This is a genomic window from Mycobacterium sp. ELW1, assembly GCF_008329905.1.
Taxonomy (GTDB): Bacteria; Actinomycetota; Actinomycetes; order Mycobacteriales; family Mycobacteriaceae; genus Mycobacterium.
In genome coordinates this window covers 4,788,889-4,805,608 of record NZ_CP032155.1, presented here as the reverse complement: position 1 = coordinate 4,805,608, position 16,720 = coordinate 4,788,889, and the positions used below count along the sequence as shown (strand labels likewise).

At 67.0% G+C, this 16,720-nt stretch carries 16 protein-coding genes; 12 read left to right on the top strand and 4 right to left on the bottom strand.

Annotated elements, in window-relative coordinates:
• Positions 1 to 5 precede the first annotated feature (5 nt).
• Positions 6 to 1,385 (top strand): glutamate decarboxylase, encoded by a 1,380-nt coding sequence (gene gad, locus D3H54_RS22865; RefSeq protein WP_149381429.1) that lies wholly within the window; start codon positions 6 to 8, stop codon positions 1,383 to 1,385.
• Between the two features lie 5 nt (positions 1,386 to 1,390).
• Here the strand turns inward: gad and D3H54_RS22860 are convergent, their stop codons facing one another.
• Positions 1,391 to 2,791 (bottom strand): FAD-dependent oxidoreductase, encoded by a 1,401-nt coding sequence (locus tag D3H54_RS22860; protein ID WP_149381427.1) that lies wholly within the window; start codon positions 2,789 to 2,791, stop codon positions 1,391 to 1,393.
• An 80-nt stretch (positions 2,792 to 2,871) separates the two neighbouring features.
• Here D3H54_RS22860 and D3H54_RS22855 point away from each other — a divergent pair, with 80 nt between their 5' ends.
• Positions 2,872 to 3,369: a nitroreductase/quinone reductase family protein gene (locus D3H54_RS22855; RefSeq protein ID WP_149381425.1), complete on the top strand. Its 498-nt coding sequence runs from the start codon at positions 2,872 to 2,874 to the stop codon at positions 3,367 to 3,369.
• On the opposite strand, the gene D3H54_RS22850 is transcribed toward D3H54_RS22855, so the two are convergent.
• Entirely contained in the window at positions 3,350 to 5,806 is a 2,457-nt protein-coding gene (locus tag D3H54_RS22850) for a GcvT family protein (RefSeq protein ID WP_149381423.1), read from the bottom strand. The genes D3H54_RS22855 and D3H54_RS22850 overlap by 20 nt on opposite strands.
• 16 nt (positions 5,807 to 5,822) lie before the next feature.
• Complete coding sequence (locus D3H54_RS22845; protein WP_149381421.1) at positions 5,823 to 6,743, bottom strand: choline/ethanolamine kinase family protein; 921 nt, start codon at positions 6,741 to 6,743, stop codon at positions 5,823 to 5,825.
• Positions 6,744 to 6,804: 61 nt separating this feature from the next.
• On the opposite strand from D3H54_RS22845, the gene D3H54_RS22840 reads away from it, so the two are divergent.
• A complete protein-coding gene (locus tag D3H54_RS22840) occupies positions 6,805 to 7,548 on the top strand; it encodes an HAD family hydrolase (RefSeq protein ID WP_286198980.1) in 744 nt (247 codons plus the stop codon).
• Here D3H54_RS22840 and D3H54_RS22835 read toward each other — a convergent pair.
• Complete coding sequence (locus tag D3H54_RS22835; protein ID WP_149381419.1) at positions 7,545 to 8,360, bottom strand: GntR family transcriptional regulator; 816 nt, start codon at positions 8,358 to 8,360, stop codon at positions 7,545 to 7,547. The two genes, D3H54_RS22840 and D3H54_RS22835, sit on opposite strands and share 4 nt — an antisense overlap.
• Before the next feature lie 95 nt (positions 8,361 to 8,455).
• Between D3H54_RS22835 and alr the strand changes: the two genes are divergently transcribed.
• The 9 genes from alr to groL all read left to right on the top strand — a co-directional run bounded on the left by alr (position 8,456) and on the right by groL (position 16,719).
• Complete coding sequence (gene alr / locus D3H54_RS22830) at positions 8,456 to 9,643, top strand: alanine racemase (RefSeq protein WP_149381417.1); 1,188 nt, start codon at positions 8,456 to 8,458, stop codon at positions 9,641 to 9,643.
• On the top strand, positions 9,633 to 10,832 hold the full coding sequence (locus D3H54_RS22825; RefSeq protein WP_149381415.1) for an alpha/beta fold hydrolase: 1,200 nt from the start codon (positions 9,633 to 9,635) through the stop codon (positions 10,830 to 10,832). The genes alr and D3H54_RS22825 overlap by 11 nt, the downstream gene beginning before the upstream one ends.
• Positions 10,825 to 11,298 carry a tRNA (adenosine(37)-N6)-threonylcarbamoyltransferase complex ATPase subunit type 1 TsaE gene (gene tsaE / locus D3H54_RS22820; protein ID WP_149381413.1) on the top strand — a complete coding sequence of 158 codons (474 nt, stop codon included), beginning with the start codon at positions 10,825 to 10,827 and terminating at the stop codon, positions 11,296 to 11,298. The genes D3H54_RS22825 and tsaE overlap by 8 nt, the downstream gene beginning before the upstream one ends.
• Positions 11,295 to 11,939 (top strand): tRNA (adenosine(37)-N6)-threonylcarbamoyltransferase complex dimerization subunit type 1 TsaB, encoded by a 645-nt coding sequence (gene tsaB, locus D3H54_RS22815; RefSeq protein ID WP_210419583.1) that lies wholly within the window; start codon positions 11,295 to 11,297, stop codon positions 11,937 to 11,939. The genes tsaE and tsaB overlap by 4 nt, the downstream gene beginning before the upstream one ends.
• Positions 11,936 to 12,391: a ribosomal protein S18-alanine N-acetyltransferase gene (gene rimI, locus D3H54_RS22810; RefSeq protein WP_149381411.1), complete on the top strand. Its 456-nt coding sequence runs from the start codon at positions 11,936 to 11,938 to the stop codon at positions 12,389 to 12,391. The genes tsaB and rimI overlap by 4 nt, the downstream gene beginning before the upstream one ends.
• Positions 12,388 to 13,410: a tRNA (adenosine(37)-N6)-threonylcarbamoyltransferase complex transferase subunit TsaD gene (gene tsaD / locus D3H54_RS22805; RefSeq protein WP_149381409.1), complete on the top strand. Its 1,023-nt coding sequence runs from the start codon at positions 12,388 to 12,390 to the stop codon at positions 13,408 to 13,410. The genes rimI and tsaD overlap by 4 nt, the downstream gene beginning before the upstream one ends.
• 89 nt (positions 13,411 to 13,499) lie before the next feature.
• A complete protein-coding gene (locus D3H54_RS22800; protein ID WP_149381407.1) occupies positions 13,500 to 14,492 on the top strand; it encodes an alpha/beta fold hydrolase in 993 nt (330 codons plus the stop codon).
• A 209-nt stretch (positions 14,493 to 14,701) separates the two neighbouring features.
• The gene (gene groES / locus D3H54_RS22795) at positions 14,702 to 15,004 is read left to right on the top strand and encodes a co-chaperone GroES (RefSeq protein WP_036346100.1); all 303 of its coding nucleotides are present in this window, start codon (positions 14,702 to 14,704) and stop codon (positions 15,002 to 15,004) included.
• 86 nt (positions 15,005 to 15,090) lie between these two features.
• Positions 15,091 to 16,719: a chaperonin GroEL gene (gene groL / locus D3H54_RS22790; protein ID WP_149381405.1), complete on the top strand. Its 1,629-nt coding sequence runs from the start codon at positions 15,091 to 15,093 to the stop codon at positions 16,717 to 16,719.
• The last annotated feature ends 1 nt before the right edge of the window (position 16,720 follow it).

The window sequence follows — 16,720 nt, the reverse complement described above, 5'->3', positions numbered from 1 at the left end:
ACCCCGTGCCCCACGTCAAGTACCGTTCCCCTTCGATCGCACCGGCCTACACCGGACGCCTGTCAACCGACCCCGTCCCGTCACTGCGGCTGCCCGATGAGGCGATGGAACCCACTGCGGCATACCGGTTCATCCACGACGAGCTGATGCTCGACGGCAGCTCACGGCTCAACCTCGCCACGTTCGTCACCACCTGGATGGACCCCGAGGCCGAGAAGCTGATGTCGGAGACGTTCGACAAGAACATGATCGACAAGGACGAGTACCCGGCTACGGCGGCTATCGAATCCCGTTGTGTGGCAATGGTTGCCGATCTATTCCACGCCGAGAACCTGCGTGACGACGACGCCTCCACCGCGGTCGGGGTATCCACGATCGGGTCATCGGAGGCCGTGATGCTCGGCGGTCTGGCACTGAAGTGGCGCTGGAAGGCCCGCGTCGGGGACAAGTGGAAGACCCGCACGCCCAACCTGGTGATGGGCGCCAACGTGCAGGTGGTGTGGGAAAAGTTCTGCCGCTACTTCGAAGTCGAGCCGCGCTACCTACCGATGGCCGAGGACCGCTACGTCATCACCCCTGAGCAGGTGCTGGACGCCGTCGACGAGGACACCATCGGCGTGGTGGGCATCCTGGGCACCACCTACACCGGTGAGCTGGAGCCGATCGCCGAGATCTGCGCGGCCCTGGACAGACTGCAGGCGGAGAAGGGACTCGACATCCCCGTCCACGTCGACGCGGCCAGCGGCGGTTTCGTGGTGCCGTTCCTGCACACCGACCTCAAGTGGGACTTCCGGCTGCCGCGGGTGGCATCGATCAACGTCAGCGGCCACAAGTACGGGCTGACCTATCCGGGTATCGGATTCGTGGTGTGGCGCAACGCCGATTGCCTACCCGAGGAGCTGGTGTTCCGGGTGAACTATCTCGGCGGGGACATGCCGACGTTCACCCTGAACTTCTCCCGGCCGGGCAATCAGGTGGTCGGTCAGTACTACAACTTCCTGCGGTTGGGCCGGGCCGGCTACACCCACGTGATGCAGTGCCTGTCGGCCACGGCCCGCTGGTTCTCCGACCAATTGGAGGCCTGCCAGCACTTCGAGGTGATCTCCGACGGTTCGGCGATACCGGTGGTGGCGTTCCGGCTCAAGGGCGACTTGGGCTACACCGAGTTCGACGTGTCGGCGGCGCTGCGTTCCTACGGCTGGCAGGTGCCGGCGTACACGATGCCCGACGGCGCGGAGAACATCTCGGTGCTGCGGGTGGTTGTGCGAGAAGGGTTCTCGGCCGACCTGGCCCGCTCACTGTGGGCGGACCTCAACGCCGTGCTGGGCCACCTCGACGCGATCCAGCCGGAGGGCCACTTCACTCAGGAGCACTTCGCGCACTAGGCCGATCAGCTGCTCGGTGCCGCCAACGCGCCGAGCAGCTGATTGAAGGCCTCCGTCATCGACGGGTGTGTGTAGATGGTGTCGCGCATCTCGGTGGCGGTGATGCCGTGGCGCATGGCCAGCGCGACAGTGTTGATGACTTCATGGGAGTCGTAGCTGAGAAGCGCTGCGCCCAGGATCTTGTCGGTGCTCGCGTCGACGACGACCTTCATGAGTCCTGCCGTCTCGTCGACGATGCGGGCCCGTGGCACCGTCGCCATGGCGGCAACCGGCAGCGTGGCGACCAGGATGTCCATCCCGGCTGCGACCGCCGCGGCCTCGGTGAGGCCTACTCGCGCCAGCGGCGGCGAGGTAAAGAGCACGTACGGGACGGCAGTGCGGCTGGCAGTGCTTCGGGATCCGTCACCGGCGAGCTGAGAGAGCACCACGCGGTAATCGTCGAGCGAGATGTAGGTGAACTGGGGGCCGCCGTTGACGTCGCCGACCGCGAAGATGTGCGGTTGGCTGGTGCGCAGATACTCGTCGACGACAATCGCACCCGCACTGGTGGTTTCGACACCGGCCTCGGCCAGACCGAGGTCGTCGGTGACGGGTTCCCGGCCCAGCGCCACCAGCACGGCGTCGGCCTCGACCGCGTGCTGCATCCGGTCGGCCTGAAAGGTTACCCACGCCGCCTGGCGGGCTTCGGTCACCGAGGTGACCTCAGCGGCAGTGACGATCTCGACGCCCCTGCTGCTAAGAATGTCGTGCAGGCAGGCCGCCACGTCGGCATCCTCGCGAGCGAGGATCCGCGGACCGTGTTCCAGCACGGTTACCTCGGATCCGTATCGGGCGAACATCGCGGCGAACTCGAGACCGACATAGCCGCCGCCGAGTACCGTCAACAACTCCGGAAGCTCAGGCAGACTGAGTAATTCGGTGCTGGTCATGACCTGGGGCGTGGTGGACAGCCCGGGGATGTCGGGCAGCACCGGTCGTGATCCGGTACCGACCACGATCGACTGGGCGACCACGGTGACCGTCGCTCCGTCGACGGTCTCAACCCGCAGGGTGTGCGGATCGGTGAAGCGCGCGTGCCCGGTGAGAACCGTGACGGTGTCGAGGTTGTCGAGCATGGCGAAGTTCACCGCGCGCAGGTCGGTGGTGAGTTCGGTCGTCGCTACCACCGCCGACTGGTAGGCGTCTTCGTAGACACCCCCGGGCGTGAGAAGTTCAGACCGGTACACCATCGACTTCGTCGGCACGCAGCCGATGTTGATACACGTGCCGCCGTACATCTGCGCCGACTGCTCGATCATCACGACCCGCCGGCCCTGGCGGCCCAGCGTGGCGGCCAGCGTCTTACCGCCCTTGCCGAAACCGATGACCGCGAGGTCGGCCTCGATGTGCTCGATGTCCAACGGCATCTATCACTCCATCCTCGCGGGTACTCCGACGAATGCTAGCGTCGGAATGCCCTGAGCGATTACCGACCGGAAGAGGTCCGATGGCTGACGCTGACGCCGAAGCACTACGCGCCGATCGTGCGGACTGGACGGCGCAACATCTTGCGACGTACCTGGAATCCGGTGGCGCTCAGGGGCACGTCCTCGACTTGAGTGGCGTCGGGGGCCGGTCGTTCACCACCCACTGCTTGATCCGCTACACCGGACGCAAGTCGGGCCAGTCGTACATCAAGCCGTTGATCTACGGCAACGTCGGCGGTGAGATCGTCGTCGTCGCGTCCAAGGGTGGCGCCGACAGCCATCCCGAGTGGTACCTGAACATCGAGTCGAGGGCAACACTCGAGGTGCAGGTCGCCACCGAGGCGTTCGAAGCCACCTGGCGCGAACCGGAGGGCGACGAACGGCACCAGGTGTGGGAGTACATGTGCCACCTGTATCCGCCGTACATCGCCTATCAGCAGTCCACGAGTCGGCGCATTCCACTCGTCATGTTGAGTCTGCTGCGGCCAACCGAACCCTTCAGCGCGCCCGCTCGTTAGCCGGGTCGTAGATGGCCTTGAGCGACACGGTGATCGGATAGATCTGACCGCCGACGTTGACGGCGTAGGAACCTGAGCGCACCCAGTCTGGCGTGACGACGGTGTCATCGGTCGAGCGAACGTAACCCAACCCCACGCACGCACCGGTCGTGGCACCCCACGCCGCCGAGCTGACCTGGCCGGCGACGGCGCCGTCGCGCAGGATCAGTTCGCCGCCCCAGAGCATCGGCTCGGGCGAGTCGACGGAGAAGCTGACCACCCGCCTTCGGGGACCTTCGGCCTTGGCCTTCTCCACGGCCGCGCGGCCGAGGAAGTCGACATCGGAGGACAACTTGCAGGCGAACAGCAGCCCGGCTTCCACCGGATTGTCGTTGGGCGTCAGTTCCCGGCCGAACGCCCGATAGCCCTTCTCCAAGCGCATGGACTCGATCGCGTAGTAGCCGCCGCGGGCGATGCCGAACTTCTCGCCGGCCGCCAGCAGGTCTTCGTAGACGCCGACCGCGAATTCGGCGGGAACGTATATTTCCCAACCTAATTCGCCGACATAGGTGATACGGGTGGCGCGCACGGTGGCGTAGCCCAGCGAGATGACCTGGCTGGTGGCGAACGGGAATGCGGCGTCGGACAGGTCGGCGTCGGTGAGCTCGCTCAGTAGCTCGCGTGACTTCGGGCCCATCACACCGAAGACCGCCATGGACGACGTCACGTCCACGAGTTCGGCGTGCGCCCCGGCCGGCAGATTCTTGCGGATGTGGTCCTTGTCCCGCTCGGTGGTCGCCGCGCTGCTCACGATCAGAAACTCATGCGGCCCGGTACGGGTGACGGTGACGTCGGACTCGTAGGTGCCGCGTTCGTTGAGCATCCCGGTGTACACGGACTTACCCACCGGCACAGCCACATCGGCGGTGCACAGCCACTGCAGGGCCGCCTCTGCTCCCGGCCCGGCGAGCACGTATTTGGAGAACGATGTCTGATCGAAGACGGTGACGCCGGTGCGGGTGCTGACCTGTTCGGCAGCCGACCACGGCAGCCAGTTCTGCTTACCCCAGGAGTATTCGATGACAGGCTCGCTGCCCGGGGGTGCGAAGAAGTTCGCCCGCTCCCAGCCCATCCGGCTGCCGAAGTTGGCCCCTGCCGCCGCGAGCAGATGATGCACCGGGGAACGGCGGAACGGCCGCGCTGTCGCCAATTCCCGGTTTGGCCAGGGGATTTCGTAGTGCACACCGAGGATCTCGGCCACTCGGTCATGCAGCCAGGTCACATTGCCGTTGAACGGTGCGAAGCGGCGGATGTCGACGCCGGTCAGGTCGGTGGTGGGGGAGCCGTTGACGATCCATTCAGCCAGTGCGCGTCCGGCACCGCCGGCAGAGGCGATACCCACCGAGTTGAATCCGGCGCCGACGAAGAAATTGGCGCACTCGGGCGCCTCGCCGAGGATGAACTGGTTGTCCGGGGTGAAACTTTCCGGGCCGTTGTAGAGCTTCTTCAGGCCGGTGTGCTCGAGTGCGGGAATCCGCAACAGCGCGTTGTCCATCAGGATCTCGAAGTGCTCCCAATCCTCGTCGAGCAGCTGGAACTCGAACGGGTATGGGATCTTGTCGGGGGCCACCCACGGCTTGGCTTCCGGCTCGAACCCACCGATGACCAGCCCGCCGACCTCCTCCTTGAAATAGGTGTAGCCGTCAGGATCACGCAGGATCGGGAGATCGGGATGGACCCCGGCAATGGTTTCGGTGACCACGTAGAAGTGTTCGGCGGAATACAGCGGGACGTTGACTCCGGCCAGTGCGCCGATGGCCTTGGCCCACTGGCCGGCGCAGTTGACCACGATCTCGGCCTCGATGTCGCCGACGTCGGTGCGGACTCCGGTCACGCGGCCGTCGGCGGTGAGCACGTCGAGCACGCGAACGTGCTCCAGCACCTTGGCGCCGCGCTGACGCGCGCCCTTGGCCAAAGCCATCGTCAGGTCGGTCGGATTGGCCTTGCCGTCGGCGGGCAGCCAGATCGCGCCCACCAGATCGTCGACCCGCATCACCGGGTAGCGTTCGAAAGCCTCGTCCGGACTGAGGAGTTCGCAGTCGAGCTGATAGGCGGCCGCATTGGCCGCGGTGCGGCGCAGCTGGATCATCCGATCTTCGCTGCGCGCCACTGTCACGCCGCCGCACTGCTTGTAGCCGGCGCTCAGGCCGGTCTCCGCCTCCAGTTCTGCGTACAGCTGGGTGGAGTACTGGACCAGCCTGGTGCCGCTCTCGGATGCGCGCAGCTGCCCGACCAAACCGGCTGCATGCCAGGTGGTTCCGCACGACAGCTGGCCTTGTTCGAGCAGCACCACGTCGGTGTGGCCGAGTTTGGTCAGGTGGTAGGCGACGCTGGTGCCGATGACGCCGCCGCCGACGATGACGATCTGCGCACGATCGGGCAATGATGGGGTCGACATGTGTTCCTATCGGTCGTCAGTCGGGTGCCTGGGCATCGGCGAGCAGGCGCGGGAAATCGGGCCCGCGGAACTCGGCAACCGCCGACTCGTAGCGTTCCATCGCCCATTCCCAGAAGTCGAAATCCAGTGTGCTGGTGGCATTCTGGATGCATCCCCACAATGTCCAGCCGTACTTGCCGACGATCCCCTGCAGGCGGGATCGTGCTGTCTTGTGTCGTAGCCGACGGCCGTAGTACGCGCTGACCAGTTCGTCGAGCTGGTCGGTGGACAATCCGCACTCGGCCCAGATGTTGCCGAGTTCGAAGCAGGGATCGTTGTTGCCGGAGTACTCGTAGTCGATCAGCCACACCTTGCTGCCGTTGTCCACGAAGTTTCCGGCGAGCAGATCGTTGTTGCACGGAACGGTCGCGTGTTCGCCGATGTCGAGGATGCGCTTCATCGCCTGGAACTCGCGGGTGAAGTACAGATAGTCGGTCGGTATCCGGAACCCGCGCTCCAGGACGACTTTCACGTAGCCGGGCTGCAGCTCGAACATGTCGAAGCGGTCGCGGAAGCGCGGACCGGCGTGCAGAGTGCGGCATCCCTCGGCGACCCTGGCCAGGACGTCCGGGCGCTGAAAGTCTGCGTTGGTCAGCGTGACGCCCTCGAGAAAGCCGACCAGCAGGATGCCGAGGTCGGGCCGATAGTCGATCACCGGCGCCCCGACGCCGGCCTTCTCGGCCGCGGAGCTGTTGTAGTACTCGTTGTCCCGATCGATGCCGAGCAGGTCGGTGGACGTGACGCTGCAGCGCGCGACGTAAGTCGCTGTCGGCGTGGTGATCTTGATGTTGCGGTTGGTGAGGCCGCCGTGGAGTTCTTCGATCTGGCGCGGTTGCCCGGCCAGCGCCGGCAGCTGGTCCAGCAGCGCGTCCAGTTCCGGGTCGGAAATGAACGGCATGAGGGCATCCTTGCGCAGAAAGTGTGTCGCGCGTAAAAGACTAGACTATTGACTTGTCGCTGTGCCAGTGCTTGACTCGGCCGTGCCGATCTATCCGGATGCCCGTCTGGCCCGCGAGATAATCACCGGCTGGGCGGCCGCCCCGCAGCCCGCGGTGATCTTCGACTTCAACGGCACGTTGTCCGATGATGAGCCGATCCTGTTCCGCATCTTCAGCGAGCTCTTCGGTGAGCACCTGAACTGGGACTTGACCCAGCAGGACTATGACCGGCACCTGCTGGGCCACAGTGACCGCGAGATCGTCGAGAAGGCCCTGGAGATCACCGGCGCCGAAGGCCACGACGTCGACGCGCTCCTCGATCTACGTAAGCACCGTTACCGCGATCTTGTCGCCGATGACAACCCGATCCGGCCCGACACGGTGCGGCTGGTGCAGCTGCTGGCCGAACACGAGGTGCCGATGGCCATCGTCACCGGAGCGCAGCGCGACGACGTCCAGGCGGTGTTGTCCACCAGCCCGGTCGGAGAACTGATTCGGGTGGTCGTCGCCGAAGAGGACGTGGCCCGCGGCAAGCCGGACCCGGAGGGTTTCCTCTCCGGTGCCGCCCACATCGGCTGTGCACCAGATCAAATCGTCGTTTTCGAAGACTCGGTACCGGGAGTGCGCGGTGCGCTCGCCGCCGGGATGGGCTGCATCGCGGTCGCTGTCGAACCCAGTGACGAGCTCGCCGTGGTGGCGCCGGCCATGGTTCCGCGACTGTCCGTCGACATCGTCGAGCACGTGCTGCCGTCGCTGCGGCGTTAGGACGCGGGCGAGGTCTCCACTGCGGCGTCGGGTCCGCGGTCGACGCCGGACTTGACTCGGATCCGGGTGCGATCGGAGCGGAAATAGTCGTAGGAGAATTCGACCGGAACATCGTTGCGGTCGTAGGCCGTTCGCGTCACCAGAAGCAACGGATCGCCGATCGCAACGCCCAGCAGCCCGGCCGACGACTCGCTGGCCGGCACCGCCTCGATGTGCTCGTCCGCCGACCGCAGCGGGGTGTCGAATGCGTCGGCCATCAGCGCGTACATCGAGCCGGTCAGGTCGGCGGACAGCAGTCCGGGAAACCGGGCCGCAGGAAGGTACGTCTCCTCGATCAATACCGGCGTGTTGTTGGCCGAGCGCATCCGGACGATCTTGTGTACCTGGGCGCCGCGCTTGAGCCCGAGGGCCTGGCGCACCACAGCGGTCGCGGGGCGGGTCGCCGCACCGATCACCCGTGCGCCCGCGGCCATATCCAGCCTGCGCAACTGCTCGGTGAACCCGGGCAGGCCGATGTGGTCGAACTCCAGCCGCGGCGTCTCGACGAAGTTGCCCCCGAAGCGTCCCCGGCTGCGCCGGATGAGCCCTTTGGCTTCGATGGCCGCCAGCGCCTGGCGCAGCGTCATCCGGCTCACGCCGAGCGCACCGGCGATCTCGACCTCGGCAGGCAGCTTGTCGCCGGGCGCCAGCATCCCGGACACGATCAGTTTCTCCAGCCAGACGGCGATCCGGGCGTGGGCCGGCTGCTCGGACGGCCCGCTCAGGTCGGGACGTTCGGCCAGGACGGCGTCGTCCATCGACAGCACCCGCATTCGGCCGACTCTACCGCTCCTTCCGGCGCGAAATGACAGGTCAGCGCCCTATGCGGGCTCCCGTGTCGGTTTCTGGGACAATTGGCGGCGGTGACATGACTATGCACACGACTTCGTTGACTCCGTCGACGCACACCCAGGTTTGGCGCCCCGGCGCCGAAGCGATCGTCGATCTGGAGGCGATCGCCCACAATGTGCGCGTTCTGCGCGAGCATGCGGGCTCCCCCCAGGTGATGGCGGTCGTCAAAGCCGACGCCTATGGCCACGGCGCTGTTGCGGCCGGCCGTGCGGCGGTGGGCGCCGGTGCCGCCGAATTGGGAGTGGCCACGATCGACGAGGCGTTGACGTTGCGTCAGGGTGGCATCACGGCGCCGGTTCTGGCGTGGTTGCACCCGCCGGGCACCGACTTCGCCCCGGCGCTGACCGCCGACGTCGGGGTCGCCGTGTCATCGGTGCATCAGGTCGGTGCGGTGCTGGACGCCGTCGAACGCACCGGGCGTACGGCGGAGGTCACCGTCAAGGTCGACACCGGACTCAACCGCAACGGGGTCAGCGCCGCCGACTACCCGGCCCTGCTGGCCGAACTCCAGCGCGCTGCGGCCGCCGACGCGATCCGGCTGCGGGGCATCATGTCGCACCTTGCCAACGGTGACGTACCCGACGATCCACTCAACGACCTTCAGGCGCAGCGCTTTACCGCGATGATCGCCGAAGCGCGTTCGCGCGGAATCGAATTCGACGTCGCGCACCTGTCCAACTCGCCGTCGGCGATGACCAGGCCGGACTTGGGTTTCGACATGGTCCGCCCCGGCATCGCGGTGTACGGGCTGAGCCCCATCCCGGAGCGCGGCGACATGGGCTTGCGCCCAGCGATGACGCTTCGCTGCACCGTGGCAATGGTCAAGCCGGTCAAGGCCGGTGACGGTGTGTCCTACGGCCACACCTGGATCGCGGAGCGGGACACCAATCTGGCGTTGCTGCCCATCGGGTACGCCGACGGGCTGTATCGCACACTCGGCGGCCGCATCGACATCCTGATCAACGGGCGGCTGCGGCGCAGTGTCGGGCGGGTCTGCATGGACCAGTTCGTCGTCGATCTCGGTCCCGGCGATCCCGGAGCTGCCGCCGGGGACGAGGCGATCCTGTTCGGCCCGGGCACATCCGGTGAACAGACCGCCCAGGATTGGGCCGACCTGCTCGGCACCATCCACTACGAGGTGGTGACCAGCCCGCGCGGACGCGTGGTGCGCACATATCGGGAGCCCGGCGCAGATGGGCAGTGACGGGGAGAAGAGTCCCAAGCCGCGCGGCATCGATCAGCGGCTGGCCCGCCGCGCCGAGAAGAGCGCTGCGCGGTTGGCGCGCAAGGCAGACCATCCGGGCCTCGGTGTCGGCAAGCGCGCCGGTCTGCTGGCCGGCGTCGCCGGTCTCGGCGCCGTCGGCACGGTCGCCGGCGTCTCGGCGGCTCGTTCGTTCGGGCAGCGGTCCGGTGCCGAAGATGTCTATCAGCGTGAGGATTTCGGGCTGCTCGACGCCGACCGTGGTTGTGTGGTGACCACCCCGGACGGTATCCCGCTGGTGGTGCGCGAGGTCGGACCCACCACCGCTCCCTTGACCGTGGTGTTCGCGCACGGATTCTGCCTGCAGATGGGATCGTTCCATTTTCAGCGTGCGGCACTGGCATCCCGGTGGGGTGATCAGGTCCGGATGGTGTTCTACGACCAGCGCGGCCACGGCCAGTCCAGCGCCGCGCCCGTGGACACCTATACGGTGGACCAATTGGGCAAAGACCTGGAAACCATTCTGCAAGTGATGGTTCCGCGTGGGCCGGTGGTACTCGTGGGACACTCGATGGGCGGCATGACCGTGTTGTCGCACGCCCGCCAGTTCCCCAAGCATTACGGCAGCCGCATCGTCGGGGCGGCGCTGATCTCGTCGGCCGCCGAAGGGCTCTCCCGCTCACCGCTGGGCGAGATCCTGCAGAACCCCGCGCTGGAGGCGGTGCGCTTCGCCGCCCGGTACGCGCCCAAGCTGGTCCACCGCACCCGCGGTGCGGCGCGCTCGGTGCTCCGCCCCATCCTGCGTTCCGCGTCCTACGGGGACGACCATATGAGCCCGAGCGTTGTCGCGTTCTCCGAGAAGATGATTCACGACACGCCGATCGCGACACTGGTGGAGTTCCTGCACGCCCTGGAAGTCCACGACGAGAGCGCCGCGCTGCCCGTGCTGGCCCGAATCCCGACCCTGATCGCCTGCGGTGATCACGACGTACTCACGCCGATGGTGCATTCCGAGGAGATGGCGGCGGTGCTGCCCAACAGCGAATTGCTGATCGTGGCCGGTGCCGGACACCTCGTGCAGCTGGAGCAGCCCGAGCTGATCAACGACGCGCTGGTGAGCCTGGTCGAGCGTGCGACCCCGTCGAAACTGGTGGCCTTCGCCCGACGACTCAAGGACCGGAACCGTGGATAGCACGAAGGTGCAGGACGGCACCCGCGAACTGCCCACCGTCGAGGACACCATCGCGCTCGGCGAGCAGTTCGGCCGGCAACTGCGGGCCGGTGACGTCGTTGTGTTGTCCGGGCCGCTGGGTGCCGGAAAGACCGCTTTCACCAAGGGAATTGCGCTCGGCATGGATGTGGAGGGTCCGGTGACCTCACCGACGTTCGTGCTGGCCCGCGTGCATCGGGCACGGCGGCCGGGAAGCCCGGAACTCGTGCATGTCGACGTCTACCGGCTCCTCGAACACACCGGTGCCGATCTGCTGGCCGAACTCGATTCGCTGGACCTCGACGCCGACCTCGAGGACGCCGTCGTGGTGGTCGAATGGGGCGAAGGTCTGGCCGAGCGGCTGTCGGAGAACCATCTCGACGTCAGGCTGGAGCGCAGCGCCGAGAACGACGTGCGCACCGCGACATGGCGATGGACCCACCGATGATCCGCACCATCCTGGTCATCGACACCGCCACGCCGGCCGTCACCGCCGCGGTGGTGGTGCGCGACGACTCCGGCAACCCGACAGTGGCCGCGCAGCGGATCACCCTCGACGCACGCGCCCATGCCGAGACGCTGACCCCCAATGTGGTCGCCGCGGTGTCGGACGCCGGTTTGACCATGTCCGATCTCGATGCCGTCGTGGTGGGTTGCGGCCCAGGCCCTTTCACCGGCCTGCGGGTCGGGATGGCAACCGCTGCCGCCTACGGGCACGCGCTGGATCGGCCGGTGTTCGGGGTGTGCAGCCTGGACGGCATCGGCACGCAGACCACCGGTGCGGTCCTGGTGGTCACCGATGCCCGCCGCCGCGAGGTGTACTGGGCGCGGTACGCCGACGGGGTCCGGGTCGACGGTCCGGACGTCGCCGCTGCCGCCGACGTATCGGTCGGTGATGCCACGGGCGTGGCGGGATCGCCGGATCATGCCGCGGTGTTCGGCCTCCCGGTGATCGGGCCCGCGTACCCGACAGCGACGGGACTGGTTGCTGCCGTGTCGGATTGGGATGGTGCGCCCGCGCCGCTGGTCCCGCTGTACCTGCGCCGCCCGGATGCGAAGACGCTCGCCGAACGTGGAGTTCTGCGATGAACATTCGCTACGGCCCGTTGGACAAAGCCGACGCCGCCCGCTGCGCCGAATTGGAGAACCTGCTCTTCGACGGCGACGATCCCTGGCCGGATTTCGCGTTCGTGCGTGAACTGGCTGCCCCGCACAACCGATACATCGCCGCCCGGGTGGACGACAAGCTGGTCGGGTACGCCGGCATCGCCAGGTTGGGCCGCATCCCGCCGTTCGAATACGAGATCCACACCGTCGGCGTCGATCCCGCGTATCAGGGGCAGGGGATCGGTCGGCAGATGATGGACGAACTGCTCAGCGAGGTCGGCCCGAAGTCGACGGTGTTCCTGGAGGTGCGCACCGACAACGAGCCGGCGATCGCGCTGTATACCAGCCTCGGCTTCACAAAGGTCGGTGTGCGCAAACGCTACTACCGGGTCAGCGGCGCTGACGCCTACACCATGCGACGGGACCCGGCATGATCATCCTGGCCATTGAAAGCTCTTGTGACGAAACAGGAGTCGGCATCGCGCGGCTCGACCTCGACGGCACCGTCACTCTGCTGGCCGACGAGGTGGCCTCCAGCGTCGACGAGCACGCCCGGTTCGGCGGAGTCGTCCCCGAGATCGCGTCCCGCGCCCACCTCGAAGCACTCGGGCCCACCATGCGTCGGGCAATGCAGGCCGCCGGCATAAACAAGCCGGACGTCGTCGCTGCCACGATCGGGCCCGGGCTGGCCGGTGCCCTGCTGGTCGGGGTGGCCGCCGCCAAGGCGTACGCCGCCGCGTGGGGTGTGCCGTTCTATGCCGTCAACCACCTGGGCGGGCATCTCGCAGCTGATGTCTACGACCACGGCCCGCTGCCCGAATGCGTTGGCCTGCTGGTATCCGGTGGGCACACCCATCTGCTGCATGTGCGCTCGCTGGGCGAGCCGATCGTCGAGCTGGGCAGCACGGTCGACGATGCGGCGGGGGAGGCCTACGACAAGGTTGCCCGGCTGCTCGGTCTCGGCTATCCCGGCGGCCGACCGCTCGACGAGCTGGCGCGCACCGGGGATCGCACCGCAATCACCTTCCCGCGCGGCATGACCGGCTCCCGCGACGAACCGTTCGCATTCTCATTCTCCGGGCTCAAGACGGCCGTCGCACGCTACGTCGAACGCCATCCCGGCGCGCCGACCGCCGACGTCGCGGCGGGATTCCAGGAAGCCGTCGCCGATGTGCTCACCGCCAAGGCGGTGCGGGCGGCTCGCGAGCTCGGAGTGTCGACACTGTTGATCGCCGGCGGGGTGGCAGCCAACTCGCGGCTGCGCGAGCTGGCCGAAGAGCGTTGCGCGGAAGCGGGTTTGACGCTTCGGGTGCCGCGACCGCGGTTGTGCACCGACAACGGGGCGATGATCGCCTCGTTTGCCGCGCATCTGATCGCAGCCGGTGCGGCGCCGTCGCCGCTGGATGCGCGCAGCGATCCGGGTCTGCCGGTGCTGAAAGGTCAGGTGGCGTGAGCGACCGGGCCAAGGCCGTGGCACCTAAGTTCCGCGAGTTCTACGCGTAACCATCACGTCGGAGTCGCGCACGGGCGAGACTTCCTCCCGTGCATTACGACCTGCGGCTGCGCCCGGCGCAGCCCGAGACCCCGGCCCCGGACGCGTTCACCATCCACCGCCGCGAGGTACCGGCAAGCCCGGGCCGTGACGGGCTGTCACTGGCCTTTGTCCGTGAGGGGGTGGGTGGTTACCCGCTGCTGCTCTTGCACGGCTACCCCGAGACCAAGCGGATCTGGTGGCGCAACATCGCCGCGCTCGCCGGGGCCGGCTATGAGGTGATCGCCCCAGACCTGCGCGGGCACGGCGACTCCGACGTGTCGCAGGACGACGTGTACGACATCGCGGCCTACAGCCGTGACGTGTATCTGTTGGTGCACGACGTCCTGGGACACGAACGCTGCGGGGTCGTCGGCGGCGATGTCGGCGGGGTGGTCGCGGTGGATCTGCTGCACCGCTATCCCGGCTTCGTCGACAAGCTGGTGTTCTTCGACACCGTGCCGCCGCTGCTGTTCGACGACTATGTTGCGGCGGGTCTGGACCCGATGGCCATCCTCAGTGACGGCCCGACCGGGGACTACCGCCAGCGGCAGGGCGCCACCCCGGACGAGCTGGCCGCCGAGCTGGACACCGTCGACAAGCGGCGGCGCTACGTCGGCGAGATGTACGGCCACCGGATGTGGGCCTCGCCGGGCACGTTCAGTTCGCCCGACGTCGACTTCATGACCGAGCCGTTCGGCAGCGAGGAGCGGCTGAGGGCCGGGTGGGCCGTCTACCAGTTGGCTCATGGCCGCCCGGTCAGTGAGCCGCCGATCATGGACCGCACGGTCGATGTGCCGACTCTGATCCTCTACGGGATGGACGATCACGTCGTCGGTCCGGAGTTCGTGCACTTCTGCGAGGTCGCCTTCACCGACCGGACCGGACCTGTTGTGCTGCCGGGCGCCGGGCACTTCCTGCAGTGGGAGCGCGCCGATCTGTTCAATGCACTGGTCAGCGCATTTTTCGGGGACTTACGCGTCCGTCACGAGCTTTCTGACTGACCCGCGGCGTCCGCTCTGGGCGAATAGGCAGCAGGCCACCCTTGAGTGCTAGCACTCGCATGTATAGAGTGCTAGGTGGCTTACGGACATCACCCCTGCGTCGGCACCCGCGACGACGACGCGAGGACGGACGTATGCCGAACACCTGGTAATTCCGACTGGTCCGGGCGCACTCGCCCCGGCAACAAGTTAACTAAGTGGAGGACTCCATCGTGGCCGTGAACATCAAGCCACTCGAGGACAAGATCCTCGTACAGGCCAATGAGGCCGAGACGACCACCGCGTCGGGTCTGGTCATCCCGGACACCGCCAAGGAGAAGCCGCAGGAAGGCACCGTCGTTGCCGTCGGCCCCGGCCGCTGGGACGAGGACGGCGAGAAGCGGATTCCGCTGGACGTCGCTGAAGGCGACACTGTCATCTACAGCAAGTACGGCGGCACCGAGATCAAGTACAACGGCGAGGAGTACCTGATCCTGTCGGCCCGCGACGTGCTGGCGGTCGTCAACAAGTAGCAACCGTGAACCGCCCCGGAGATCCCCGTGTTTCGTGCGGGTGGTTTCCGGGGCGGAACGCGCTTAAGCGAAATCAGGACTGACATATGAGCAAATTGATTGAGTTCGACGAGACCGCACGCCGGGCCATGGAGATCGGCGTCGACAAGCTCGCCGACGCCGTGAAGGTGACCCTGGGTCCGCGCGGTCGCCATGTGGTGCTGGCCAAGTCGTTCGGTGGCCCGACGGTCACCAACGACGGCGTGACCATCGCGCGTGAGATCGAGTTGGAAGATCCCTTCGAGAATCTGGGCGCGCAGCTGGTGAAGTCGGTGGCCACCAAGACCAACGACGTAGCCGGCGACGGAACCACGACGGCCACCGTCCTGGCCCAGGCCATCATCAAGAACGGCCTGCGCAATGTGGCCGCCGGTGCGAACCCGATCGCTCTGGGCTCGGGCATCGGCCGGGCGGCTGATGCCGTGTCCGAGGCGCTGTTGGCTTCGGCCACGCCGGTGGCAGGCAAGACCGGTATCGCCCAGATCGCCACTGTCTCCTCGCGCGACGAGGAAGTTGGCGAGCTGGTCGGCGAGGCGATGACCAAGGTCGGCACCGACGGTGTGGTCAGCGTCGAGGAGTCCTCGACGATGAACACCGAACTGGAGATCACCGACGGTGTCGGCTTCGACAAGGGCTTCATCTCGGCCTACTTCGTCACCGATTTCGATCTGCAGGAGGCCGTCCTCGAGGACGCGCTGGTACTGCTGCACCGCGACAAGGTCAGCTCCTTGCCCGACCTGCTGCCGCTGCTGGAGAAGGTCGCACAGGCCGGGAAGCCGCTGCTGATCGTGGCCGAGGACGTCGAGGGTGAGGCGCTGTCGACGCTGGTCGTCAACGCAATTCGCAAGACGCTCAAGGCCGTTGCGGTCAAGGCGCCGTTCTTCGGTGACCGCCGCAAGGCGTTCCTCGATGACCTGGCCGTCGTGACCGGTGGCCAGGTGGTCAACCCCGACGTCGGCCTGCTGTTGCGTGAGGTCGGCATCGAGGTGCTGGGCACCGCGCGCCGCGTCGTGGTCAGCAAGGACGCCACCGTGATCGTCGACGGCGGCGGTGCCGCCGATGCGATCGAGGGCCGCGTCAAGCAGCTCAAGAGCGAGATCGAGGCGAGCGAATCCGACTGGGACCGCGAGAAGCTGCAGGAGCGGCTGGCCAAGCTGGCCGGCGGCGTCGCGGTGATCAAGGTCGGCGCGGCCACCGAGACCGCGCTCAAGGAGCGCAAGCACCGGGTCGAGGACGCCGTGTCGGCGGCCAAGGCTGCGGTCGAGGAGGGCATTGTCGCCGGCGGTGGCAGTGCTCTGGTGCAGGCCAACAAGGCGCTCGACGCCCTGCGGGCAGAGGTGTCCGGTGACGAGGCACTCGGCGTCGAGGTGTTCGCCTCGTCGTTGTCGGCCCCGCTGTTCTGGATCGCCACCAACGCCGGCTTCGACGGGGCGGTCGTGGTCAACAAGGTCGGCGAGCTGTCCACCGGGCACGGCTTCAATGCCGCGACGCTGACCTACGGCGATCTGATCGCCGACGGTGTGATCGATCCGGTGAAGGTGACCCGCTCCGCGGTGCTCAACGCCGCGTCGGTGGCCCGCATGGTGCTCACCACGGAGACCGCGATCGTGGAGAAGCCGGTTGATGCCGACGAGCATGCCGGCCATGGCCACGGTCATCACGGGCACGCGCACTAGT